A 24,782-nucleotide genomic window follows, 5' to 3' on the forward strand; every position below is an offset into this window, starting at 1 on the left:
AGAGCAGATTACCCCCGGATCCATGCCTCGGTGGGAATGAAGCTTCAGGCGCGCCTCCCAGCATCGACAAAGGGGTATGGGGGATGATGGGGTGTCCCGCCCGCGATCCCGAGGTCTCACTGTGCGCAAGCGTCCGCTCATCGTCCTGTCCACCGTCGCTGCGGCGACCCTGCTCCTGGCCGGTTGTGCCGGCGGCTCGACCCCCGATGCGACGGAGACCCCTGACGCCTCTGCGCAGACCTCCTGCCTCGCCGATCTCCAGTCGGGGGCGGGGTCCGATGCCGTCACGGTCGACGGAACCGGTGCCGATGCGAAGGTGACCGTCCCCGCGGATGCCGATCTCACCGAAGCCCAGAGGTCCGTCGTGGTCGAGGGCGACGGCGACGACGTCATGCCCGGCGATCTCGTCTCCCTGCGCTATCAGCTCGTCGACGCCACGACCAACGAGGTGCTCAGCACGTCTGAGCGGGGCCCTGACGGCGTACTGTCGGCCCTTCTCGCGGTGCAGCAGCCGCAGCAGATCGTGGATCCGACCCAGTCGACCGTCTTCACCGTCGCCGCGGAGTGCCTTCCGATCGGCTCGAGCGTCGTCCTGACTCTTCCTGCAGCGCAGGAGGGCATGAACCCGAGCGTGCTCTACGTCGAGACCATCGAGGAGCTGCCGACCATCGCGTCCGGCTCCGACGTCGACGCGACCGAGGGCATGCCGACCGTGGAGCTCGACGACGCCGGCTCGCCGACGATCACCCTCCCGGACTCCGACGCTCCCACCGAGACGGAGGTCGCCGTCCTCAAGCAGGGCGACGGTGCCGTCGTCGGTGCCGGCGACCTGGTCACGGTGCAGTACCGCGGCGTGAAGTGGTCGGACGGCAGCGAGTTCGACTCCAGCTGGAGCCGAGACGCCGCGCCGTCGCAGTTCCAGACGAGCGGGGTCGTGACCGGCTTCAAGATGGCTCTCGAAGGCCAGAAGGTCGGCTCCCAGGTCATCGTCACCATGCCTCCGAAGGACGGCTACGGCGAGGGCGAGATCAACGAGAACGATCTCGTCGGCGAGACCCTGACGTTCGTCGTCGACATCCTCGCGACCACGCCGATCGAGCAGGCCGAGTAAGCACGGCGGGGTGCAGGGGGTGGCCTAGGCTGGCGGCATGCGTCGCATCATCGTCCTCGGCTCCACCGGCTCCATCGGCACTCAGGCGCTCGACGTCATCCGCGCCAATCCGCGGCGATTCGAACTCGTCGGCCTCGCTGCGGGGTCCAACGCCGAGATGCTGGCCGAGCAGGCGCAGCAGTTCCAGGTCGAGAGCACAGCCCTCGGCGCCGCCGAGGCCGAGCAGCTGGTGCGAGACGTAGACGCCGATGTGGTGCTCAACGCCATCACCGGATCGATCGGTCTCGGCTCCACGCTCGCCGCGCTCGAGGCCGGACGTACGCTCGCGCTCGCGAACAAGGAGTCGCTCATCGTCGGCGGTCAGCTGGTGCTCGCGGCTGCGGCCCCCGACCAGATCGTCCCGGTGGATTCCGAGCACTCGGCCATCGCCCAGGCTCTGCGCAGCGGCACGCACGCGGAGGTGCGACGGCTGGTCGTCACGGCGTCCGGAGGACCGTTCCGCGGGCGTTCACGCGACGAGATGCTCCAGGTCACTCCGCAGGAGGCGCTCGCGCACCCGACGTGGGACATGGGACGCATGGTCACCACGAACTCCGCGACGCTGGTGAACAAGGGCCTCGAGGTGATCGAGGCGCACCTGCTGTTCGACATCGCCTACGACGACATCGATGTCGTCGTGCATCCGCAGTCGGTCGTGCACTCGATGGTGGAGTTCATCGACGGATCCACGATCGCCCAGGCATCCCCTCCAGACATGCGTCTGCCCATCTCGCTCGGTCTCGACTGGCCGAATCGCGTCGGTGGTGTGGGAAGCCCGCTCGACTGGACCAGGGCAACGTCCTGGACGTTCGAGCCTCTCGACGACAAGGCGTTCCCGTCCGTCGCTCTCGCCAAGGCTGTGGGGCGCGCGGGCGCCACGTTCCCCGCCGTCTACAACGCGGCGAACGAGCAGGCCGTCGACGCGTTCCACGAGGGACGCCTGTCGTTCCTCGGCATCGTCGACACGATCTCCCGAGTGGTCGACGCGCACGAGCCGCCTCAGGCTCTGACGGTCGAGTCCCTGGCGGCCGCCGAGGAGTGGGCACGACGCAAGGCCGACCAGCTGATCGCGAAAGCCTGACTCGACAGCGGCCGCAACGGATCGCTGCGGCCGCTGATCGGGTTCAGTCCTCGTCCGCGTAGGGAACGGGCCAGTGCGAGTCGGGCACCGGCCATCCCGCGGCCCGCAGCGCCCGTCGAGCCAGCTCACGCGCAGAGTACGGGGTGCGCACACCGCGGATGTCGCGGTAGTCCTGGTGTCCAGGACCCGCCCACAGGATCGAGTCGCCCTCGCCCACCATCCCGACGGCGGCCACGATGGCGGTCTCGGGCGGCGAGTACTCGAAGATCTCGGCGTCGGGTCGTGCCTTGCGGGCTCCGGCGACGAGGGTGGCCCTGATCGAATCCGGGTCCTCGAAACGAGGATGGTGGTCTGTCACGACGAGGATGTCACTGCCTTCGACAGCCGTGCGAGCCATGTCGTATCGCTTGCTGGCGTCGCGGTCGCCGTCTGCACCGAAGAGCATCAGCACCTTGCCGGGCGTGACGCGGCGCACGGCGGCGAGGGTCTTCTCGAAGGCGTCGGGGGAGTGCCCGAAGTCCACGAACACCACAGGCCCAGTGTCGCCGGACACGAGCTGGGTGCGACCGGGGAGGTGGGCGTCGATGCCGCCGTCGCGGTCGAGGGCCGCGACGATCCGATCCCACTCGTAGCCGCCTTCGAGCAGCATCACGATCGCCAGGGCAGCGTTCGCGGCCATGTGAGGTCCGATCACCGGGACGGTGGTCGTGTGGGATCCCGCAGGGCCGGACATCGTGAAGGTGGTTCCCGACGCGCGTTCGTCGTCGATCACGACGACCCAGTCGGCACGCGCCGCGGCGTCGGGATCGGCCGCGATGGACGGCGTTCCGACGGTGACGACGGGGATCTCCGCTCGCTGCACCACGATCGCCCCGTTGGGGGAGTCGAGGCACACCACACCACGCGTCGCGCGGTCGGGTCGGAAGAGCGGGAGCTTGGCCTCGAAGTACTCCTCCATGTCGGCGTAGTCGTCGAGGTGGTCATGGCTGAGGTTGGTGAATCCGGCGACGTCGAAGCGGATGCCGTCGACACGGTGACGCGAGAGCGCCTGCGCGCTGACCTCGACGGCCACGGCCTCGACGTCACGCTCGCGCATCAGCGCGAGCAGCGCATGCATCTCGGAGGCCTCGGGGGTCGTGAGCCTGGAGACGATGACCTCGCCGGCGATGTGCCGCTCGGCGGTGGAGGAGAGGCCGGTGACCACGCCGAGCTGGTCGAGGATGCCCTCGAGCAGGTGTGACACGCTCGTCTTGCCGTTCGTCCCCGTCGTCGCGAACAGCAGAGGCAGCGGCTCGCCTGCTCCGGTGCCGTAGACCCAGGCGCTCAGCGCACCGAGCACGGCCCGCGGGTCGTCGACCACGAGCACGGGGAGGCCCGCGGATTCGGCGATCTCAGCACCCGCCTCATCGGTGATGACCGCGACGGCGCCCTTCTCGGCGGCGGTGACCGCGAACTCGGCGCCGTGGCGGTTCACGCCCCGGATCGCGACGAAGGCCTCGCCGGGGCGGAGATCTGCGGTGGCGAGGGTGATCCCCGACAGGGTGACACCGCTCACCTCCCCGCGGACGTCTCGTGCGAATCGAGAGGCGAGTTCGGACAGCTCGCGCCGGGGCGGGTTCGCGGGGCGGAGCACGGGAGGCAGGCTCGGTTGTTGTTCAATCGACATGTCGCATCCATGATCTCACGGCTCCGGAGAGATCACGGGGTGCGGCACGTCTCCTCGACCACGGCAGGCCGAGGAGACGTGCGAGGCGTCACACCTTGCGGCGGTACGCCAGCACGGAGACGATGAGCGCGGCGATGCCGGCGACGAGACCACCTGCACCCAGCGCCGTGCCGAGAGCATCCGGCGTGTCCGTCTCGTCAGCGGCGGTCTCCGGCGTCGTGCTCGAGTCGTGCTCGCCGTGGCCGTCTGCGGCAGCGGCTGCCACGGACACCACGGGAGCCGGAGCGTCGAGGCTGTGCGGGTCCTCGCCGTCCTCCGCCAGCTGGGTCCATTCGGTGCTTCCCTCGACGCAGGTCTGGATCACGGGGAACGCGAGGGTCTCGGGCGTGTCCTCGTCGAGGCCGACCGACATGCTGACGGCGCCGCGCAGGTCGGTCGGCACCGGTGCGACCGCGGTGTAAGTGACTGCGCTGACGAGGCCGTCATCACCCTTCTCGATGTCGATCGTCCAGTCGCTGTCCATGGTGGGTGCGACCGAGGCGAGGCCCTCGGGCATCGTGACCTTCAACGAGGTGGTGGGGGAGTTGTCGCAGCCGTGGGCGAACGAGAACGTCAGCACGCCGTGGTCTCCGGCGACGAGCTCGTCGGGGCTGACGCTGACGTGGGCGCTGGCCATCGCGGGGATCGCGAGAGCGAGGACAGCGCCGCCGATCAATCCGACAGTGAGGTTGCGGCGGGTGCGGGTGGTGGTGGAACGCATGAGGGAACTCCTGATTGCTGTGGTGCGGGCGCGCCGAGATGAGCGCGGCATCCGCGAGGTGAGGAAAGGGGCGCCTCGATGAGGCGATGCGGTGATCAGGCGCGCGCCGGGGGTCCTCGACGCGAAAGGGAGGTGGAGAGAGCAGTGTCGACCAGCAGGGGGAGGGCGAAGATCGGAGCTGCGGGGCGCGCATGACCCGCGCGGAACAGCGTGACGGCGCGACGCCACTGCGCCTGCACCCACCCGGCGATCGCACGCACCATCGACTCGCCGTGCCACAGCAGCGCGGTGGTGGCGACGGCGGCGACGATGTGGCCGATCAGCATGAGCAGGTCAGGAGCGGTGGCTGCGCTGACCGGGCCGAGCGCGGAGAGATCGACGTGATGCTGGTGCCCGGAGATCACGGTCGTGCCGGTCGGGGCGCCCAGGAGCTGGAACACGACGTGGAAGGCGGCCTGGCTGACGAGCACTGTCGCCGCGACGCGGATTCGGGAGACGCGCGCCCCGATGATCAGAGCGGTGATCGGCACCACCAGCGCCGCGACAGCGAGCACGAGCAGAGGATGCGGTGCGGCTCCGCCCGCGATCGTGTGCGACGTCGCTGCGATGACCGTGGCCACAGCCGACGCCGAAGCCGCGCGCAGGAGTCGCAGCTGGCGGGAGGTCACCCGACAAGCCTAACGGGAGTGCGCGGTGAGCCTCGTCGCGGCGTGGGGCGTATTCCTAGACTGCGAGCACTAGCTTGGGGGAGTGGAAGCACTGCTCTATCTGGGTGGCATCGTGTTCATGCTGATCGGCCTCGGCCTGTCGATCGGCCTGCACGAGGTCGGTCACCTCCTGCCCGCGAAGCTGTTCGGCGTGCGCGTGGGCCAGTACATGATCGGGTTCGGACCGAGGCTGTGGTCGAAGCGCATCGGCGAGACCGAATATGGCTTCAAGCTGCTTCCTCTGGGCGGCTTCATCTCGATGTCGGGCATGTATCCGGCATCCACGACCTCCGGTCCCGCCAAGGGCGTCTTCCGGGCGCTCGTGCAGGATGCTCGCTCGGCCAACGACGAGACGATCGCGGAGGGCGCCGAGGATCGTGTCTTCTACCGTCTGCCCGTGTGGAAGCGCGTCATCGTGATGCTCGGCGGCCCACTGATGAACCTCCTCCTCGCGATCGTGATCTTCACCGTCCTGGTGTCGGGCATCGGCGTGCAGCAGGGGACCACCACGATCGCATCCGTGAGTGAGTGCGTGCTTCCGGCCGGGTCCGCGGCGACGGAGTGCTCGGCCGACGACCCTGCGACGCCCGCGGCGGAGGCCGGGATCAGACCCGGCGACGTGCTGGTGTCCGTCGGCGGTCAGCCGGTGTCGACGTTCGCGGAGGCGACCGCGATCGTGCAGGCGGCACCGGGTGAGACGCTCGAGCTCGTCGTCCTCCGCGACGGCGCCGAGAAGACGTTGAGCATCACCCCGGTCGAGGCGGAGCGCACCATCACGGATGCGAGCGGCCGGCCGGTCATCGGAGACGACGGTCAGCCGGTCGTCAAAGACGTCGGCTACGTCGGGATGGGTGCGCAGATGGGCTTCGTGCAGCAGCCGCTGTCGGCGGGGCCGCAGATGGCCGCTGACACGGTCGCGCGCGTCGGATCGATGATCCTGACGCTCCCGGTGCGCATCTGGGACACGGGTGTGTCCCTCGTGACGGGGAGCGAGCGTGATCCGAACGGGCCGCTCAGCGTCGTGGGCGTCGGACGCATCGCCGGAGAGGTCGCGGCCACGGATGCCCCGGTCCTGAACAGATTCTCGGTGCTGCTCGGTCTTCTCGGCTCGTTGAATGTCGCGCTGTTCGTCTTCAACCTGATCCCGCTGCTGCCTCTCGACGGCGGTCACGTCGTCGTCGCGCTGTGGGACGGCATCCGACGCGCGTGGGCGACGCTGTTCCGTCGTCCGCCGCCCGCGCCGGTCGACGCGACCAGGCTCGTGCCGCTGACGGTCGTCGTCGCCACGCTGCTCATCGCGATGGGCGCCGTGCTGCTGCTCGCCGATCTGTTCAACCCCGTGAACATCTTCGGAGGCTGAGCCCGCGCGAGTTCGCCCCGCGGGGCGACGCGAGACCCGGGGATCAGGCGAGTGCGTGCGAGACCAGGCGCTCCAGCGTGCGGATCCCATCGCGCGACAGGATCGACTCCAGGTGTCCCTGGATCGACGCGAAGTGCTCCCCGCGCAGGGCGTAGACGTCGCCGGACACGAGATCTGCGGACACTTCGGCGGCGCCGACGGAAGAGGTCCCCGGCGCGACCCTGGCGGTGAAGGTGTTGTAGAAGCCGATCGACGCATCCTCGCCGAAGACGGGCACCGCCTTCTGCAGCCCCTGATGTGGCGCGTCGAGGGGAGCGAGATCGATGCCGAGACTGTCGCTGAGGATCTGGTGGCTCAGGCAGACGGCGAGCAGCGGTGCGCCCTCATCGACGCGACGCGAGACGACCTGCCGCATGCGGGCGATGCGATCGCTGGCGGTGTCGCGGGGGTCGCCGGGACCGGGGCCCGCGACGACGAGGTCCGCGGAGTCGAGCTCCGCGCTGTCGACCTCGCTCCACGCTCTGATGGTGACATCCAGCCCCAGATGGCGCAGCTGGTGGGCGAGCATGGTCGTGAAGCGGTCCTCCGCGTCGACGACGATCGCCGTCCGACCGGCGAACGGGCCGGTGAGGTCATCGCCCTGGGGGTTCAGCCAGAAGTCCGCGAGGCGCGCGTTGCGTGAGGAGAGCAGAGCGGCGACCGTGGGATCTGCCGCGAGGGACAGAGGCGCGCCGGGTTCGTCAGCGTCCTCACGGGACTCAGCGGCCGTGTCTCGATCGATCGCGCCGATCGCGCCGAGCACCCCTGCGGCCTTGCCGTGGGTCTCGGAGACCTCGCCGTGCGGGTCGGAGTGGCGCACGAGCGTCGCGCCCACAGGCACGCTCAGCGAGCCGTCCTGCAGGTAGACGGTGCGGATCAGGATCGGGGCATCGAGATCGTGTCCGCCGTCGGCGTTCGGGGTGAAGAGCGCGGCGACACCGGAGTAGTACCCGCGCGGCTTCCTCTCGTGACGACGGATGACCGCGCACGCGTTCTGCATCGGCGAGCCCGTGACGGTCGGGGCGAACATGGTCTCGCGGAGGATGTCGCGGGGGTCCAGCGCGCTGCGCCCTCGGAGCATGTACTCCGTGTGCGTCAGGCGCGACATCTCCTTCAGGTGCGGACCGGTGATCCGCCCGCCGTCCGAGCACACCGCGCTCATCATCTTGAGCTCTTCGTCGACGACCATGAACAGCTCCTCCGTCTCCTTGGTGGAGGAGAGGAAGTCGACGAGCGTCTCCTTCGTGGCGCCACCGGCCGGGTGCCGGAAGGTGCCCGAGATGGGGTTCATCGTGACGACCCCTCCTCTGGCCACGACGTGCGCCTCGGGGCTGGCGCCGACGGCGATGTGGCCGGGGGTGACGACGGCGAAGGTCCAGTACGCACCGCGCTCGTGCGTGAGCAGCGCGCGGAACCAGGTGAGCGCCGCCGTGCGGTCGTCGACATCGATCTCGGCGGTGAAGTCGCGGCGGATCACGAAGTTCGCACCCTCGCCGCGGCCGATCTCGTCGGCGATCACGGTCTGGACGATCGCGGCGTAGTCCTCGTCGGCGATGTCGAAACCGCCGTCGCGGAGGGGGACCGCGGCGGACGGCAGCTCGGCGACGAGGTCGGGAGCCGGGAGATGGAGGTGCTCGTCGACCACGATGCAGCGCAGCGGCGCGCCGTCGTCCTGGGCGACGAACCCACGCTCGCGCACCTGACGGTACGGGACCATCGTGAAGATCTCGCGGGCGACCCCATCGATCGTGAGCGGGATGTCAGCGAGCAGGTCGACGTCGACGACCTCGCCCGTGAGCAGCTCGACGGTGTCGGCGCCATCGCGCGCGATCAGAACGAACGACGCAGAGGGATCTGCGGTGAGCTCGGCAAGACGTGAGAGGGTCATCGGTGTCTCCTGTGCGTGGCTCCGGCTCGGCTCAACGAAAAGACCGCCCCGGAGGCGGTCTGGATTCGTGGGAACGCGAACACACCGCCTAAGAGGCGGGCCACCAGGTGAAGTTCGCGAGCATGGGCTGAAAACTATCACACCGACGCGTTCCGGATCGGCCGCATGACGCGCGATGCGCGCCGCCCGGCATCCAGCCCGCGTGCATCCAGGCGGCGTAGGCTGGGGGTTGTGCCAGCAGTGAATCTTGGGATGCCGAAGATCCCCGAAGTCCTCGCCCCGCGCCGCAAGTCTCGCCAGATCAAGGTGGGCAAGGTGCTCGTGGGTGGCGACGCCCCCGTCACCGTGCAGTCCATGACGACGACGAAGACGACGGACATCAACGCGACGCTCCAGCAGATCGCCGAGCTGACCGCGTCGGGATGCGAGATCGTCCGTGTCGCCGTGCCCCACCAGGATGACGCCGACGCGCTGAAGATCATCGCGATGAAGAGCCAGATCCCGGTCATCGCAGACATCCACTTCCAGCCGCGGTACATCTACACCGCGATCGATGCAGGCTGCGGTGCCGTGCGAGTGAACCCCGGCAACATCCGCGAGTTCGACGGCAACGTCGGCAAGATCGCCGAAGCGGCCAAGGCCGCCGGAGTCTCGCTGCGCATCGGCGTGAATGCCGGATCGCTCGATCGCCGCATCCTCACCAAGTACGGCAAGGCGACCGCGGAGGCTCTCGTCGAGAGCGCCGTCTGGGAGGCCTCGCTGTTCGAGGAGCACGACTTCCACGACTTCAAGATCTCGGTCAAGCACAACGACCCCATCGTCATGGTCAAGGCGTACCGCCTTCTCGCCGAGCGAGGCGATTGGCCGCTGCACCTCGGTGTGACCGAGGCCGGACCGGCGTTCCAGGGCACGATCAAGAGCGCCACGGCGTTCGGCATCCTCCTCGGCGAAGGCATCGGCGACACGATCCGCGTGTCTCTCTCGGCACCGCCCGCCGAAGAGGTCAAGGTCGGTCACCAGATCCTGCAGTCGCTGAACCTCCGCGAGCGCAAGCTCGAGATCGTCTCGTGCCCGTCGTGCGGCCGCGCTCAGGTCGACGTGTACACGCTCGCCGAGAACGTGACCGAGGGGCTCAAGGACATGACGGTGCCGCTGCGCGTCGCGGTCATGGGCTGCGTCGTGAACGGACCTGGCGAGGCTCGCGAGGCAGATCTCGGGGTCGCCTCCGGTAACGGCAAGGGCCAGATCTTCGTCAAGGGCGAGGTCATCAAGACCGTGCCCGAGGCGGACATCGTCGCGACGCTGATCGAAGAGGCCAACCGAATCGCGGTCGAGATGGGGCCCGAGGCGCCTCTCGGGACCGCACAGGTCGTCACGGCCTGACCTCGCGGCGCGCCTCTGACGCGGTGCGATCGCGCGTTCCTCGCGGTGAGGGACGGTGATCGTCATGAAAATCTCAAGGAGTCCCATGCCCTCGTCCACTGTCGTGTCCTTCGCCGGCGGCGATGTCTCGGGATCGAGCACTGTCACCCGGGTCGAGCCCACCGCTGCGGGTGCCGTCGTCGTCGTGGACGCGACCCCGTTCCACCCTGTCGACCACACGTGGCCGGATCAGCCGGGGGACAGCGGCGAGATCGCGCTCGACGGGTCTGCCGTCCGGGTCTCCGAGGCTGTGATGGCGGCGGTGTCCGACGACGGCGAGTTCGCCGTCGGCTCCGACATCCCGGTCAAGCGCGGCGCGGAGGGATGGACCTGGCTCGTCGGGCATCCGCTCGAGGGCGAGGTGCCCTCGTGGCTGGTCGAAGGCGTCCGCGTCGAACTGTCGGTCGACTCGCCGCGGCGGGCCGGCCTCAGCCGAGGACACACCGCCTGCCACCTCGCGTCGTTGGCTCTCGATCTCGCGCTCGCGGATCTGTGGCGCAAGGATCCCGGAACGGATGCTCTGGGCGCCCCCGACTTCGAGCGCAAGGCCAACCAGTCGAGCCGCATCCATGCGGACGGGGCAGTCGACGAGTACCGGCTGGGCAAGAGCCTGCGCCGGGCCGGATTCGACACCGAGACCTTCGCGTCGACACTCGCGGATCGTGAATCGTCCATCAACGAGCGACTGGCCGAATGGGTCGCGTCAGGGGCGACGAGCCGGGTGGTACCCGAAGGATCGACGATCGTGGATCGTCGGAGCTGGCACTGCGAGCTTCCCGACGGCACGGCAGAGATCCTCTGCGGCGGCACACACGTGGCATCCCTTGCCGAGTTCGTCTCGATCTCAGTGACGCTCGACCTGTCCGACCCCCAGTTGCTGGTCATGACGACGAGGGCCGTACCCGCGTCCTGAGCCCCGCTCAGCGAGTGAAGCCGGTCAGCGCACGAATCCGCTCTGCACGCGGCCGCCGGCACGAACGAGCTCGTCTTCGACGCGCGCCGCGAACGTCGCGTAGTCGCGGTCGAGCAGGGGGACGGTCAATCGTTCGGCGCGCTCGCTGCTGAGGTTCCGGAGGCGCCGGGGGAGCCATTTGCCCGTGGCGATCCAGCGCCCGTCTCCGAGAAGCATGAGCTCCGCCGTCCTCTCGAACAGGATGGACGCCTCGAGGTGCTGCTCGAGGGGGTCTCTCGCATCTCTGAGGTCGTCGAGGACATCGGTGATGACGTAGCGCCGAAAGGCGGATTCGTGCTCACTCAGTGCGGGGCCCGCGTCGAGGACGCGCTGCCAATGCAGGCGGAGGGAGGGCATCCGGCCGTCGTCTCGGATCACGGTTCCTTCGACGAGCATGTGCACCGTGACCGGCCTGTGCTGCGCGACTCCTCGTTCGGCCCATTCGTCGAAACCGGCCGGTGTGTACGCGAAGACCTCGAACACCTCTCCCTCGAACTCGTGCGTCGAGGCTTCGCTCGTCTGGTCTTCGGCCTCGAAGAGCTCGCCTCCGATGAGCAACAGGTCGATGTCGCTCGTCGGGGTGCGTTCGCCGCGTGCGGTGCTCCCCGCCACGATGGCGACGTCTGCGCGGGGGTAGCGAGCGGCGACGAATCGTTCTGCGACGGCGAGGTGGTCCACGGCGACAGCGTAGCGTCCGTCGGCGGGGGCGCCGGGCTTCGTCATCGGGTCTCTCAGCGGGTCGCTGCGCCGAGCCGAGCGCCGAGTCCGCCCGCGAGCACATGCGCTTGGCTGAGCGGGATCCATCGGCACGTCCACGACACAGGGGAGCCACCGTCGGCGGGATCCGGCTCGCCGGCCCGCCAGACAGCCGTGGTGTCGGGGTCGGTGACGTCCATGCGGAAGAAATGACGGAGGGCGCGTTCGTCCCGGGCGGGCGACAGGTCATACAGCTCTGTGCCCAGGCTGCGCTGCACCGTTCCTCGGAGTCCCGTCTCCTCGAACAGCTCACGCTCAGCCGCCTGGGCGGGAGTCTCGTCGTCTCGCACTGTTCCTGCGGGCACCTGCACGCCGGTGACCTGTATGTCGGTGTCGTCGTGGGTGAAGACGAGCAACCGGTCTTCGGCGATCACGTAGCACACGGCCTTCTCCACGACGTCGGGTGGAAGGGCACTCTGCGCCTCGGGGACGCGGCAGGCATCGTCGATGATCCGATCCACCCCTCGGTCGCGCTGGAGCCGCTCGATCTCATCGACCGTGAACCACCCTGTCTCGACGAGCTCACCGTCGACGTAGGCAAGGTCCATTGCCTCCGGGATCGTGCACGAGAATGCGATCGTGGTGTAGCTGACGCGATCGCCGTTCGGGTACCGCACGTGCAGGTCTTCGCCTCCGTACGCTCCCACGATCCCGTGAACGGTGGCGGGAACGCCGATCTCTTCACGCACTTCCCGGAGGACCGCCTCTTCCGGCTTCTCGAGCGGTTCGATGCCGCCGCCGAGCAGGCCCCACTCGGGAGAGTGCGCCTGCCTGCACATCAGAAACCGATCGCCTCGCCGGATGACTGCGGTGACGGCGGGCAGCAGCAGAAGGTCATGACCCACTCGTGTGCGAAGGTCGCTCAGGTACGGCGAGATCGGCATGCTCCAGAGCCTAGGACGTCAGAGGGTGAACTCGATCTCGCCTCGAGCGATGTCGACGCGCACGACGCGGAGCCGCACCACTGCGCCAGGGACCGCGTCACCAGGGACCGGGGCGGAAGCGGTGACGGCGGGCTCGGCGAGCTGGACAGTCGCTCGCTCGCCACGGATCTCGATCACGGTCGCATCGACCGTGGAACCCACCAGAGGCGTCAGAAGCGCGGCCTCGACGCAGTTGATCGTCGCCGAATCGAGCCTGGACGCGCGCTGACCGGACTCCTGCATCAGCGCCGGGAGATCGGCGAGGGACTCGCGGACCCAGCCCGGCACCCTGCGCTTCTCGGAGACGGCGAGACAGATCTCGAGCGCCCACCGGTCGACGAGACGACGCAGAGGTGCTGTCGCGTGCGCGTACGGCGCGGCGATCGCCGCCTGCTCGGTGTCGGGCGGCACAGAGCCGTCGAACGTCACGTAGCCCGCTCCGCGGAAGAGCGAAGCCGCAGCCTCGAGAATCGGGAGAGTCATCGGATCCGCGCGATCCAGTTCGCGAAGGTAGTCGCCGTAGCGACCCGTCGCCCACGGACGGCCGAGCGCCTCGGTCTGATGACGGAACGCGTCGAAGGACTTCTCGTCGGGCTGGGGCATGGTGCGCAGGATCCCGATGCCGGCTTCGATCATCAGGGATGCCGCCGCCATACCCGTCATCAGGGACAGCTGGGCGTTCCATTCCTCGACCGGCAGTGGATTCCGGCGCTCGATCGCGTAGGTTCCGTCGACGCCACGCACGACCTCCTCGTCGGGGAGGTTCAGGCTCGCACCGCCGCGGAGCTTCTCCTGCTCGATCCGCAGCGCGCCGATCTCGGGCAGCAGCGCCGCCGGGCTGTCCTCGCCCCGGTCGAGCGCGGCCTGTGTGCTGACATAGTCCAACTGGGCGCGTGACCGGATCAGAGCCCTCTCGAGTCGGAACCCCTCGACCACTCCGGCCACATCGAGCGTGAACGTCCAGACGAGAGCGGGGCGATCGACGTCGGCGAGAAGGGACGCACGATCCTCGCTCAGCACCTTCGGATGCAGGGGGATCGTGCCGTCAGCGGCGTACAGCGTCTGACCTCGCCGGCGGGCCTCGGCATCCACAGCCCCGCCGGGCGCCACGAAGCCGGGCACATCGGCGATCGCATACCGAACGGTGTATCCCGATTCCCGCCTCTCGAGGTGGAACGCCTGGTCGAGGTCGCGGGATCCGCGCGGGTCGAGCGTGGCGAAGGGGATGTCGCGCAGGTCGAGTGTGGGAGACGTCGCTTCCGAGGCCGCGGCTTCGGCCAGCACCTCGGCAGGGAACTCGGTGGGAGCCTCGAGCGATTCCCGGAGCGCCGCGAGCGCCGCAGCGAGTTCGGTCTGCGCGGCGGAGGGAGCAACGTGGGATCGGCGCTGAGGCATGCCCCCACACTAGGCGTCGGGGCGTGCCGGATCATGACCGCGGATCCCAGATATGACGGTGCAGAGAGGATCAGGGATGAGCGTCGGACCCGATCGGCGCACCATCCGAAACCTGTGATTCCCGTGTCTGTCCGGCCCGCACCGGAATACTGGGCGTTAGCGTGGGGGCATGACCACTGCTGCGAAAGCCCAGACCCTGATCGGACTCTACGAAGCCCCGGAGATCCTCCGTGTCGTCAACGTGTGGGATGTCGTGTCCGCCCGAGCGGTCGCGAAGCTCCCGGAGACCAAGGCGATCGCCACCGCAGGACACGGCATCGCCGCGTCGTTCGGATTCGAGGACGGCACCATCACCCGCGACATCATGATCGACATGGTCGGACGCATCGCGGCATCCGTCTCCGTGCCCGTGACCGCCGACCTCGACGACGGATACGACGATGCGGGGGAGACGACCCGTCTCGCGATCGGCGCCGGCGTCGTCGGCGCCAACGTCGAGGACCGCCTCAAGCCCTTCGACGAGTCCGTCGCCGTGGTGGAGGCCATCGTCAAGGCCGCCGAGGCCGAGGGTGTTCCCTTCGCGCTCAACGCCCGCACCGACGCGTTCGTACGTGCAGGCCACCGACCCGTGGCCGAGAGCATCGCCGACGCGATCCAGCGCGGACGTGCGTTCCTCGACGCCGGAGCCACCGCTGTCTTCGTGCCGGGCATGCTCGACGCGAACATCACGCGTCAGCTCGTCGAGGGTCTCGGAGAGGGCAAGCTCAGCGTGATCGGCCTGCCCGGAACGCTCGCGGCGTCGGAGTACGAGAAGCTCGGCGTCGCGCGCATCTCGTACGGCCCCCTCCCTCAGCGCGTGGCGCTCACCGCCGTCCAGGAGCTCGCCGCGAGCCTTTACGCGGGCGGCGTGATCCCCAACGGACTTCCCGCACTCAACTGACGCATCGCGAAAACGAGTGACCACCGGTCAGTAGACTTGCCCGGTGGTCACTCGTCTATCGAAATTCTTCCTCCGCACGCTCCGTGAAGACCCTGCAGGCGCAGAGGTCGCGAGCCACAAGCTGCTGATCCGCGCCGGGTACATCCGACCGCAGGCAGCCGGCATCTTCGCGTGGCTCCCGCTCGGTCTGCGAGTCAAGGCGAAGATCGAGACCGTCGTCCGCGAGGAGATGGCTGCCGCAGGCGCACAGGAAGTGCACTTCCCGGCTCTGATGCCCCGCGAGTCGTACGAGGCGACCGGGCGCTGGGACGAGTACGGCGACTTGCTGTTCCGACTCCAGGATCGCAAGGGCGGCGACTACCTGCTGGCTCCGACGCACGAAGAGGCGTTCACCCTGCTCGTGAAGGACCTGTACTCGTCGTACAAGGATCTGCCCCTCACGATCTATCAGATCCAGGACAAGTACCGCGATGAGGCCCGCCCGCGTGCAGGCCTGCTCCGCGGACGCGAGTTCACGATGAAGGATGCGTACTCGTTCGACGCGTCCGACGAGGGCCTCGACGTCAGCTACCAGGCTCAGCGCGATGCGTACGAGCGCATCTTCCAGCGCCTGGGTCTCGAGTACGTGATCGTCCAGGCGGATGCCGGCGCGATGGGCGGTTCGCGAAGCGAGGAGTTCCTCCACCCGACCCCCGTCGGTGAGGACACGTTCGTCCGCAGCGCCGGCGGATATGCCGCCAACGTCGAAGCCTTCACGACCGCCGTCCCCGACGCGATCGCGTTCGACGCGGACGCTGCGCCGGTGGTCTTCGACTCGCCGAACACGCCCACGATCGAGACACTCGTCACTCACTCGAACGCGCACCTGGACGGCGACTATACGGCGGCCGACACGCTGAAGAACGTCGTGCTCGCGCTCACGCACCTCGACGGCACCCGTGAGCTCGTCGTCGTCGGAATCCCGGGCGACCGCGAGGTCGACGAGAAGCGCGCCGAGGTGGCATTCGCGCCCGCCGAGGTCGAGACCGCCACGGCAGACGACTTCGAGAAGAACCCGCTGCTCGTCAAGGGCTACATCGGCCCCTGGTCGCCCACCGGTGCGGTGCTCGGCGAGGAATCGGCGACGGGCATCCGCTATCTCGTCGACCCCCGTGTGAGCGAGGGAACGAGCTGGATCACGGGTGCGAATCTCGATGAGAAGCACGCGCACTCGGTCGTCGCAGGGCGTGACTTCTTCGCGGACGGCATCGTCGAGATCGCGAACGTCCGCGCGGGAGATCCCGCTCCGGACGGCTCCGGTCCGGTCGAGCTCGCACGCGGCATGGAGATCGGCCACGTGTTCCAGTTGGGGCGCAAGTACGCAGAGGCGCTCGGCCTCAAGGTGCTGAACGAGAACGGCAAGCTCGTCACCGTCACGATGGGCTCGTACGGTATCGGCGTCACTCGTATCCTGGCGATCATCGCTGAGCTGAACAACGACGAGAAGGGCCTCATCTGGCCCGCATCCGTCGCTCCGTTCGACGTGCAGGTCGTCGCCGCCGGTCGCGATCAGGTCGCTTTCGACGTGGCCGCCGACCTCTCGGCGCAGCTCGAGTCGGCCGGGCTCGACGTGCTCTACGACGATCGTCCCAAGGTCTCGCCCGGAGTCAAGTTCGGCGACGCCGAGCTGGTGGGTGTTCCGAAGATCGTCATCGTCGGACGTGGCGCTGCCGACGGTCAGGTCGAGCTGTGGGATCGCAGCACCGGTGACCGCACCTCGGTGTCGATCGTCGACGCCGTCGACAGTCTCAGCCGCCGCTGACGCAGACTCAGCGACAACGCCGCGCATCCCGGGACGGGATGCGCGGCGTTGTCATGAACGGGACCGTCAGCAGACGATGCGACCGTGGTTCATGATGTCGTCGTCGGGCGTGTCCTTGGTGACGAGCGCCTTGAGCGCTCCCGCGGCCATCGCGATCTTGCCCTTCGCCGGCTCCCAGAACTCGGTCACGGTCGGCGTCACCTTCAGGAGCGCGATGCCCGGGGTGTCGAGACCGTCCGCGAACCAGATCTCGAGCGACGGCGAGTAGAGCTCCTCCATCTTGGCCCGATCGTGCACGAGCGTGGCTTTGCCGGCGACCGAGACGTACCGCATCCCCTTCGCGTCGCAGTAGGAGAGCCCGACGTCGTGGTGCTTGCGTGCTTCGTCGACCTTCTCGGTGTCTTCCGCGGTGAAGAACCAGATGTCTCCGGCGTCGTCCATCTGTCTCGTCGACATCGGTCGGCTCACGAGGTTGCCGTCATCGTCGGTCGTCGTCAGCATCGTGAAGTCGATGTCCTCCACGAGCTCGGCGACGCGAGCCAGTGCTTCGGGTCCAGTGATCTCTGTCATGCCGACAGCATCGCGCGGGAGCCGCGCGCGGGCACGGGGATTGACAGGGAGGCGGCCACATGATCGCGAGCGGCGTTGCGCCCCACGCGTCTGGCGACGCGTGACAGGCTGGCTTCATGACAGAGGAACCGCTGCCGGAATCGCTGAGCACCGAGATCAACGCCGTGCTGGATGAAGCCGGGATCAAGACCGACCGTCGTCTGGTGATGCGCATGATGCGCACGGCGGTGCTGCTGGGCGAGGACGGCACCGACAGGCTCGACCTCAAGATCGCATCCGCGGCGCTGGCCGAGATGCGCGATGCCTTCCGGCTGTTCGCGCCGTTCGAAGGAGTCCCCAAGGTCACCGTCTTCGGATCCGCACGCACGCGTCAGGACGACCCTCTCTACATCCAGGCACGCAAGGTCGCGGAGGCCCTCGCTGCGGACGGCTGGATGGTGGTGACCGGTGCCGGACCCGGGATCATGCAGGCGGCGGCGGAGGGGGCAGGCCCCGCGCTCTCGTTGGGCGTCTCGATCCGACTGCCCTTCGAGGAGAAGGCGAACAGCCTCGTCGCGGGAAGCGATCACGTCGTCGCGATGAAGTATTTCTTCACCCGCAAGCTCATGCTCATCAAGGAATCCATCGGCTTCATCTGTCTTCCCGGGGGATTCGGCACGCTCGACGAGATGTTCGAACTCCTCACGCTGCAGCAGACGGGCAAGGCCGAGCCCACACCGATCGTTCTCCTCGACGAGCCCGGAGGCACGTTCTGGAACGGTCTCAAGCGCTTCATCGACGAGGACCTCGCACCGACCGGTGTGATCTCCGAGGGCGACTTCGACCGCGTCGTCATCACGGACTCGGTCGAATCCGCGGCAGCCGTGATCGCCGGCTTCTGGCGCAATTACGACTCGCTGCGCTGGGTGGGTGACACACTCGTGCTCCGCCTTCGCGCGGAACCGACCGATTCCGAGATCGAAGGGCTCAACGAGCGATTCGCGGGGATGCTGGCAGGGGGCCGGATCGAGCGCACCGCGCCTCGATCACCCGAGGTCGCCGATGACGACGTGCTGCACCTGCCGCGCCTCGCCCTGCACCTCGACCAGCGCCAGGTCGGCAACCTGTTCCGTCTGATCGGCGCGATCAATTCTCTGGATTCTGCTCCCGCGCTCTGATGCCCGCCGCGAAGGCTGCGAGGTCGACCTCGTGCCCGAGTATGCGCTCGGCGGCGCGGTGCCCTGAATAGTACGCGGCCCCCACTGTGGCGGGTTCGTCTCCCCACGTGGCTTCTCCCGCGAAGTGCAGGACGCCGTCGACGGGGCCGGCCGCCTCGTCGTGATCGTGATGCGACGAACCGGCGGCCAGGTGCGAGTATGACCCGTTCGAGAACGGGTCGTGTCCCCAGCGGGTGATCCAGTGTGCTGTCGGCGCCCCCACGGAGTCTCCGTACAGCGCGCGCAGCGCGGCGACCACGTCGGCGACGATCTCGTCGTCGGGCAGGTCCTGCATCCGCCGTCCGAACGGGCCGGCCGCGAAGGTCAGAAGTGTCGGCAGTCCGCTGACGGCTGACACGTCGTACCAGGAATGCCAGTGCTCGCCCGCCTCGCCGAGCGCACGCAGCACATAGCTGCTCTCGTTCCAGAACCGCTCGGGGAACTGGATGAAGATCTTGTTGAAGACGCCCATGCCCAGGCGTGAGACGGGCGCGGCGACGGTGTCGGGCAGAGGCGGGACGAAATCGATCGAACCGGCCTTGAGCACGCCGAGCGGCACCGTGACCAGCGCGCTGCGGGCCGAGAACTCGCCGTTCTCGGTCGAGACGACGATCCCGTCGTCCGCGCGCGCGACTCGGGTCACGACGCTGTTCACGCGGATGTCGAGTCCGTGGCCGATGCGACGGGGGAGTTCGTCGTATCCCCGAGGGAAGATCACCTCATCGCCGTCGATGGCGTCCTCGTCGAGTCCGTGCGCATCGAGGTCGCCGATCCATGCTCCGCACTGCTCCTCGACACGGTGTCGGAAGAACTCGCGGATCTCGTCGATGCGCTCCGGAGCGAAGCCCGAGCGGTCGAGTGCCCGCTCGGTCACGTCGAGGTAGGTGTCACCGGGGGAGGACGCCGCGATCTCCTCGACCAGCAGGCGGTCGGCCGATGCGACGTCATCGACCCACTGCGTCGTGCTCGCAGCATCCATCGGCCGGCCCTCGCCGTCGAAGTTCTCGATCGGGCGTCCCCCTGCCTGGAAGCTGCCGACCGTGTACTCGATCGTGGGGATGTCAAGAGCCTGCACGAGGTCCCACAGGCGTGACCCCGCGATCCCGTGCACCCAGGACGCCCCGAGATCGACGGGGAAACCGGCGGTCCGGTCGGTGTTCATCCTGCCGCCGACCCGATCGCGTGCCTCCAGGACCAGGACGCTCGCGCCCTCATCGGCGAGCATGCGCGCGGCGGTCACTCCGGACATCCCTGCTCCGATGACGATGGTGTCGTATGTGGTCACTGGGATCCTCCTGCGCCTCTCGCACCGCTGCGGTGCGGCCGCCGCCGTGGCACGGGGCTGTGGGCACAGGGTATCGTGGTACGGATGTCGCGCGTGCACACCCGCGCGACGAGAGCTGAATAGGGAGTTGTCATGGATATCGAACTGAGTCTGCTGCGTGGGATCGAGAAGGAGAAGGCGATTCCCTTCGATGAACTCGTCTCGATCATCGAACAGGCCATCCTGACGGCCTACTCCAAGCACGTGTCCGCGGACGGTGCCACCCCCGAAGGCGTTCGCGTCGAACTCGACCGCCGCACCGGGCACGTCGCCGTGCTGCAGGTCGTCAAGGACGAAGAGGGCGCGATCATCGGCGAGGAGGACGCGACTCCGGACGACTTCGGACGCATCGCGGCCTTCGCAGCCAAGCAGGTCATCAGCCAGCGTCTTCGCGACATCGCGGACGACGTGGTCCTCGGAGACTTCAAGGACAAGGAAGGCGACATCGTCGCCGGCGTGATCCAGCAGGGACCGAACCCCCGGATGATCCACGTCGACCTGGGGTCTGTCGAGGCGATCCTGCCTCCCGAGGAGCAGGTGCCCGGCGAGGAGTACACCCACGGCTCGCGTCTGCGCGTCTACGTCACCAGCGTCGCCAAGGGGATGAAGGGTCCGCAGATCACCGTCTCGCGTACGCATCCCGGACTCGTGCGCAAGCTGTTCGCGCTCGAGGTGCCCGAGATCGCTGCCGGTCTGGTCGAGATCGTCGCGCTGGCTCGCGAGGCCGGTCACCGCACCAAGATCGCCGTCAGGGCGAACGATCCGGCGATCAATGCCAAGGGCGCCTGCATCGGCGAGATGGGCCGTCGAGTCCGAGCCGTCACCGAGGAGCTTGCGGGCGAGAAGATCGACATCGTCGACTTCGACCCGGAACTCGCGCCCTTCGTCGCGAACGCCCTCTCGCCCGCCAAGGTCACGAGCGCATTCATCCTCGATGCGAACACCAAGGCGGTGCGCGCTCTGGTGCCCGATTACCAGCTCTCGCTCGCGATCGGCAAGGAGGGGCAGAACGCCCGTCTCGCCGCCAAGCTCACCGGCGCGAAGATCGACATCCAGCCGGACAGCGTCCTGGACTGACCGCTCGTCACGTCCGACTCGCGCCGGTCGCGCGAGTCGGACGGGAACTCAGGTGTAAGATGGAACCCGTACGAATGTGCGTCGGCTGTCGCACGCGTGCTCCCCGCGCCGCTCTTCTCAGAGTGGTGTCCCAGAACGAAACGCTCATCATCGATGAGCGCGCCGTCCTGCCGGGGCGAGGCGCGTGGGTTCATCCGACACCGGAATGCATGGATGCCGCTCTGCGGCGTCGGGCTTTCGGACGAGCACTGCGCGTCTCCAGCGATCTGGACACGCGGATCATCGAACAGCACCCACCAAGAAACAAAGGCTGAACGGCTATGGAAACAAAGTGAACGGCTCGAAATGAGACCCGTCCGCGACTAGTGGTCTGCCCTGTCTGGGTGGACCGACCCCAGACAGGAGAATTGTGGCTGGTAAACCACGCGTACATGAGATCGCCGCTGAACTCGGCGTCGACAGCAAGATCGCACTTGCAAAGCTCAAGGAACTCGGAGAGTTCGTCAAGAGCCCCTCTTCGACCATCGAACCGCCGGTGGCGCGCAAGTTGCGCGCCGCGATCGAGTCCGACGCCTCGTTGAAGGCATCGGCCGATGTGGCTCCGGCTGCAGCGAAGCCCGCTGCAGCGAAGCCCGGATCCGCGAAGCCCGGCGCAGCTGCGTCCGGTGCCGCGAAGCCCGGCGCAGCCAAGCCCGGCGCGCCGACCCCCGGTCCCAAGCCCGGCCCCAAGCAGGCTCCCGCACCGGAGGCGCCCGTCGCTGCACCGGCTGCCGAGGCTCCGGCAGAGCCTGCTGCTCCGGCAGCGGCGACCCCCGGACCCGCTGCGCCGAAGTCGAACGACGGTGGCGCGCCGAAGCCCGGAGCCCCGCGCCCCGGCAACAATCCGTTCTCGTCCGCGCAGGGCATGGGACAGCGTCCCACCGGCCCGCGGCCGGGGAACAACCCCTTCGCCTCGGCGCAGGGCATGGGCCAGCGCCCGACGCCGGGTAACATCCCGCGTCCGCAGGCTCCTCGTCCCGGCGCCCCGCGTCCGGGTGCACCTCGTCCCGGTTCCCCTCGTCCCGGCGCTCCGCGCGGAGGCCAGGGTGGTCGTCCCGGTGGTGCTCCGTTCCAGCAGCGTCCGGGTGGACCCGGTCGTCCCGGCGGTGCCGGTGGACCCGGTGCAGGCCCCGGCGCTCGTCCCGGTGGCGGTTTCGCAGGTCGCCCCGGTGGCGGCGGCGGTCGCGGTCGTGGTCCCGGTGGAGGTACCGCAGGTGCCTTCGGCAAGGGTGGCGGCAAGAGCAAGCAGCGCAAGTCGCGGCGGGCGAAGCGGCAGGAATTCGAGATGCGGAGCGCTCCGGTCGTCGGTGGCGTCAACGTCACCCGCGGTAACGGAGAAGTCATCCGCATGCGCCGTGGTGCGTCCATCGCGGACTTCGCCGACAAGATCGAGACGCTGACCGGCTACACGGTTCAGCCGGGAACCCTCGTGACGATCCTCTTCAACCTCGGCGAGATGGCCACGGCCACCGAGTCGCTGGACGAGGCGACGTTCGAGGTCCTGGGTGCCGAGCTCGGCTACAAGATCCAGATGGTCTCGCCCGAGGATGAGGACAAGGAGCTCCTCGAGGGCTTCGGTCTCAACCTCGAGCAGGAGCTCGAGGAGGAGAGCGAGGACGACCTCGAGATCCGTCCTCCGGTGGTCACCGTCATGGGTCACGTCGATCACGGTAAGACCCGACTCCTCGACGCGATCCGTCAGACCAACGTCATCGATGGTGAGGCCGGCGGCATCACGCAGCACATCGGTGCGTACCAGGTGTGGACGGAGCACGAGGGCATCGAGCGTGCCATCACCTTCATCGACACCCCGGGTCACGAGGCGTTCACCGCCATGCGTGCGCGTGGAGCGCAGGTCACCGACCTCGCGATCCTCGTGGTCGCAGCCGACGACGGCATCATGCCCCAGACGGTCGAGGCGCTGAACCACGCCCAGGCGGCGAACGTGCCGATCGTGGTCGCGGTCAACAAGGTCGACAAGCCCGACGCCAACCCGGCCAAGGTCCGTCAGCAGCTCACCGAGTACGGTCTGGTCGCCGAGGAGTACGGCGGAGACGTCATGTTCGTCGACGTGTCGGCACGTGCCAACACCGGCATCCAGGACCTTCTGGACGCCGTGCTGCTCACGGCTGACGCGGGTCTCGACCTGACGGCCAACCCGAACAAGGGTGCCCGTGGTGTCGCGATCGAGGCGAAGCTCGACAAGGGCCGCGGTGCGGTCGCCACGGTGCTGATCCAGTCCGGAACGCTCCGGATCGGTGACGCGATCGTGGCCGGCACCGCCTATGGCCGCGTGCGTGCCATGGCTGACGAGAACGGCGAGCAGGTCCTCGAGGCCTACCCGTCGCGCCCGGTCCAGGTGCAGGGACTCAACTCCGTGCCCCGCGCCGGCGACGTGTTCATCGTCACCGAAGAGGACCGCATGGCTCGTCAGATCGCTGAGAAGCGTGAAGCGGTCGAGCGCAACGCCCAGCTGGCCAAGGCCCGCAAGCGCATCTCGCTCGAGGACTTCACCCGTGCTCTCGAAGACGGCAAGGTCGAGTCCCTCAACCTCATCATCAAGGGTGACGTCTCCGGTGCCGTCGAGGCGCTGGAGGAGTCGCTCCTCAAGATCGAGGTCGATGATTCGGTGCAGCTGCGCATCATCCACCGCGGTGTCGGTGCGATCACCGAGTCGGACGTGAACCTGGCGACGATCGACAACGCGATCATCGTGGGCTTCAACGTCCGCCCCGACACGAAGGCGCGCGAGCGTGCTCAGCGTGAGGGCGTGGACATCCGGTTCTACTCGGTGATCTACAACGCGATCGACGAGATCGAGAGCTCGCTCAAGGGCATGCTCAAGCCGGAGTACGAAGAGATCCAGTCGGGTGTCGCCGAGATCCGCGAGGTGTTCCGCTCCTCGAAGTTCGGCAACATCGCCGGTGTCATCGTGCGGTCGGGAACGATCACGCGAAACGCCAAGGCTCGCGTCATCCGCGACGGTGTGGTGCTCGCCGATGGCCTCGCCATCGAGTCGCTGCGTCGCTTCAAGGACGACGTCACCGAGGTGCGTACGGACTACGAGGCCGGTATCGGCCTCGGCAAGTACAACGACATCCAGATCGGTGACGAGATCGAGACGACAGAACTGATCGAGAAGCCTCGCGGCTGATCGAGTTCGATATCTTCGGGCGAGGGTGCATCATGCATCCTCGCCCGAAGGGTACGTAGAGGGAGAGAACAATGGCTGGAGAACGACAGGCCCGTCTGGCCGATCGCATTCGTGTGATCCTCGCTGAGCGACTCGAGAAGGGTCTGCGCGATCCGCGCCTCGGCTTCGTGACGATCACCGATGTCCGTGTGAGCGGCGACCTGCAGCATGCCTCGGTGTTCTACACGGTGCTCGGTACTGAGGAGGAGCGACTCTCCAGCGGAGCGGCACTGACCTCGGCCACCGGGATGCTGCGCAGCGAGGTCGGCAAGCAGCTGAGCACTCGCCTGGTGCCGACTCTCGAGTTCATCCCCGACGCGCTGCCGGAGAACGCCGATCACATCTCGGCGCTCCTCCGCGAGGCTCAGCAGCGCGACGCCGATGTGGCGAAGCTCGCTTCCTCCGCATCCCACGCAGGCGACGCAGACCCGTACATCCGCCAGGACGACGACGACACGCAATCCTGAATATCGGCACGCTCCAGTGAGGGCGTGCCGTCGTTGCTAACCTCTGCTGAGCGAGTGGATGCTCGTACGGGCTGGG

Annotated in this window: 21 protein-coding genes; 12 read left to right on the top strand and 9 right to left on the bottom strand. The window is 68.1% G+C overall.

Annotation, left to right across the window (positions count from 1 at the left end; all coding sequences use genetic code 11):
• The first annotated feature begins 91 nt into the window (after positions 1-91).
• On the top strand, positions 92-1,111 hold the full coding sequence (locus JOF42_RS09645) for an FKBP-type peptidyl-prolyl cis-trans isomerase (protein WP_307803578.1): 1,020 nt from the start codon (positions 92-94) through the stop codon (positions 1,109-1,111).
• Between the two features lie 37 nt (positions 1,112-1,148).
• On the top strand, positions 1,149-2,231 hold the full coding sequence (gene dxr / locus JOF42_RS09650) for a 1-deoxy-D-xylulose-5-phosphate reductoisomerase (RefSeq protein ID WP_210097666.1): 1,083 nt from the start codon (positions 1,149-1,151) through the stop codon (positions 2,229-2,231).
• 43 nt (positions 2,232-2,274) lie between these two features.
• Here dxr and JOF42_RS09655 read toward each other — a convergent pair whose 3' ends face one another.
• The 3 genes from JOF42_RS09655 to JOF42_RS09665 form a co-directional block, all read right to left on the bottom strand.
• Positions 2,275-3,897 (bottom strand): Mur ligase family protein, encoded by a 1,623-nt coding sequence (locus JOF42_RS09655; RefSeq protein ID WP_210097667.1) that lies wholly within the window; start codon positions 3,895-3,897, stop codon positions 2,275-2,277.
• Between the two features lie 88 nt (positions 3,898-3,985).
• The gene (locus tag JOF42_RS09660; protein WP_210097668.1) at positions 3,986-4,657 is read right to left on the bottom strand and encodes a YcnI family copper-binding membrane protein; all 672 of its coding nucleotides are present in this window, start codon (positions 4,655-4,657) and stop codon (positions 3,986-3,988) included.
• Between the two features lie 95 nt (positions 4,658-4,752).
• The gene (locus JOF42_RS09665; RefSeq protein WP_210097669.1) at positions 4,753-5,325 is read right to left on the bottom strand and encodes a hypothetical protein; all 573 of its coding nucleotides are present in this window, start codon (positions 5,323-5,325) and stop codon (positions 4,753-4,755) included.
• A gap of 82 nt (positions 5,326-5,407) precedes the next feature.
• On the opposite strand from JOF42_RS09665, the gene JOF42_RS09670 reads away from it, so the two are divergent.
• Positions 5,408-6,724 (top strand): M50 family metallopeptidase, encoded by a 1,317-nt coding sequence (locus JOF42_RS09670; protein WP_210097670.1) that lies wholly within the window; start codon positions 5,408-5,410, stop codon positions 6,722-6,724.
• 43 nt (positions 6,725-6,767) lie between these two features.
• Here the strand turns inward: JOF42_RS09670 and JOF42_RS09675 are convergent, their stop codons facing one another.
• Positions 6,768-8,651 carry a chorismate-binding protein gene (locus JOF42_RS09675; RefSeq protein ID WP_210097671.1) on the bottom strand — a complete coding sequence of 628 codons (1,884 nt, stop codon included), beginning with the start codon at positions 8,649-8,651 and terminating at the stop codon, positions 6,768-6,770.
• Between the two features lie 252 nt (positions 8,652-8,903).
• Here JOF42_RS09675 and ispG point away from each other — a divergent pair, with 252 nt between their 5' ends.
• Positions 8,904-10,034: a flavodoxin-dependent (E)-4-hydroxy-3-methylbut-2-enyl-diphosphate synthase gene (gene ispG / locus JOF42_RS09680; RefSeq protein WP_210097672.1), complete on the top strand. Its 1,131-nt coding sequence runs from the start codon at positions 8,904-8,906 to the stop codon at positions 10,032-10,034.
• A gap of 85 nt (positions 10,035-10,119) precedes the next feature.
• Entirely contained in the window at positions 10,120-10,986 is an 867-nt protein-coding gene (locus JOF42_RS09685; RefSeq protein WP_210097673.1) for an alanyl-tRNA editing protein, read from the top strand.
• Between the two features lie 24 nt (positions 10,987-11,010).
• Here the strand turns inward: JOF42_RS09685 and JOF42_RS09690 are convergent, their stop codons facing one another.
• From JOF42_RS09690 to JOF42_RS09700, 3 genes are read right to left on the bottom strand one after another with little or no spacing between them, the layout of a single operon-like run.
• Entirely contained in the window at positions 11,011-11,748 is a 738-nt protein-coding gene (locus JOF42_RS09690; RefSeq protein ID WP_210097674.1) for a nucleotidyltransferase domain-containing protein, read from the bottom strand.
• Positions 11,749-11,756: 8 nt separating this feature from the next.
• A complete protein-coding gene (locus tag JOF42_RS17920) occupies positions 11,757-12,665 on the bottom strand; it encodes an NUDIX domain-containing protein (protein WP_245340774.1) in 909 nt (302 codons plus the stop codon).
• An 18-nt stretch (positions 12,666-12,683) separates the two neighbouring features.
• On the bottom strand, positions 12,684-14,099 hold the full coding sequence (locus JOF42_RS09700; RefSeq protein WP_210097675.1) for an RNB domain-containing ribonuclease: 1,416 nt from the start codon (positions 14,097-14,099) through the stop codon (positions 12,684-12,686).
• A 169-nt stretch (positions 14,100-14,268) separates the two neighbouring features.
• Here JOF42_RS09700 and JOF42_RS09705 point away from each other — a divergent pair, with 169 nt between their 5' ends.
• Both JOF42_RS09705 and JOF42_RS09710 read left to right on the top strand, forming a co-directional pair.
• Positions 14,269-15,039 (top strand): isocitrate lyase/PEP mutase family protein, encoded by a 771-nt coding sequence (locus JOF42_RS09705; protein ID WP_210097676.1) that lies wholly within the window; start codon positions 14,269-14,271, stop codon positions 15,037-15,039.
• 43 nt (positions 15,040-15,082) lie between these two features.
• On the top strand, positions 15,083-16,840 hold the full coding sequence (locus JOF42_RS09710; RefSeq protein WP_210097677.1) for a proline--tRNA ligase: 1,758 nt from the start codon (positions 15,083-15,085) through the stop codon (positions 16,838-16,840).
• A gap of 66 nt (positions 16,841-16,906) precedes the next feature.
• On the opposite strand, the gene JOF42_RS09715 is transcribed toward JOF42_RS09710, so the two are convergent.
• Positions 16,907-17,410 carry a pyridoxamine 5'-phosphate oxidase family protein gene (locus JOF42_RS09715; protein WP_210097678.1) on the bottom strand — a complete coding sequence of 168 codons (504 nt, stop codon included), beginning with the start codon at positions 17,408-17,410 and terminating at the stop codon, positions 16,907-16,909.
• 116 nt (positions 17,411-17,526) lie between these two features.
• Here JOF42_RS09715 and JOF42_RS09720 point away from each other — a divergent pair, with 116 nt between their 5' ends.
• Positions 17,527-18,567: an LOG family protein gene (locus JOF42_RS09720; protein ID WP_210097679.1), complete on the top strand. Its 1,041-nt coding sequence runs from the start codon at positions 17,527-17,529 to the stop codon at positions 18,565-18,567.
• Here the strand turns inward: JOF42_RS09720 and JOF42_RS09725 are convergent.
• A complete protein-coding gene (locus JOF42_RS09725; RefSeq protein WP_210097680.1) occupies positions 18,536-19,891 on the bottom strand; it encodes a flavin monoamine oxidase family protein in 1,356 nt (451 codons plus the stop codon). The two genes, JOF42_RS09720 and JOF42_RS09725, sit on opposite strands and share 32 nt — an antisense overlap.
• 132 nt (positions 19,892-20,023) lie before the next feature.
• Here JOF42_RS09725 and nusA point away from each other — a divergent pair, with 132 nt between their 5' ends.
• The 4 genes from nusA to rbfA all read left to right on the top strand — a co-directional run bounded on the left by nusA (position 20,024) and on the right by rbfA (position 24,706).
• Positions 20,024-21,007: a transcription termination factor NusA gene (gene nusA, locus JOF42_RS09730; RefSeq protein WP_210097681.1), complete on the top strand. Its 984-nt coding sequence runs from the start codon at positions 20,024-20,026 to the stop codon at positions 21,005-21,007.
• 74 nt (positions 21,008-21,081) lie between these two features.
• Positions 21,082-21,321 carry a YlxR family protein gene (locus JOF42_RS09735; RefSeq protein ID WP_245341141.1) on the top strand — a complete coding sequence of 80 codons (240 nt, stop codon included), beginning with the start codon at positions 21,082-21,084 and terminating at the stop codon, positions 21,319-21,321.
• A gap of 95 nt (positions 21,322-21,416) precedes the next feature.
• The gene (infB, locus tag JOF42_RS09740) at positions 21,417-24,200 is read left to right on the top strand and encodes a translation initiation factor IF-2 (protein ID WP_210097683.1); all 2,784 of its coding nucleotides are present in this window, start codon (positions 21,417-21,419) and stop codon (positions 24,198-24,200) included.
• 71 nt (positions 24,201-24,271) lie between these two features.
• Complete coding sequence (rbfA, locus tag JOF42_RS09745; protein WP_056308204.1) at positions 24,272-24,706, top strand: 30S ribosome-binding factor RbfA; 435 nt, start codon at positions 24,272-24,274, stop codon at positions 24,704-24,706.
• The last annotated feature ends 76 nt before the right edge of the window (positions 24,707-24,782 follow it).

The sequence above is a fragment of the Microbacterium phyllosphaerae genome (assembly GCF_017876435.1).
Classification (GTDB): domain Bacteria; phylum Actinomycetota; class Actinomycetes; order Actinomycetales; family Microbacteriaceae; genus Microbacterium; species Microbacterium phyllosphaerae.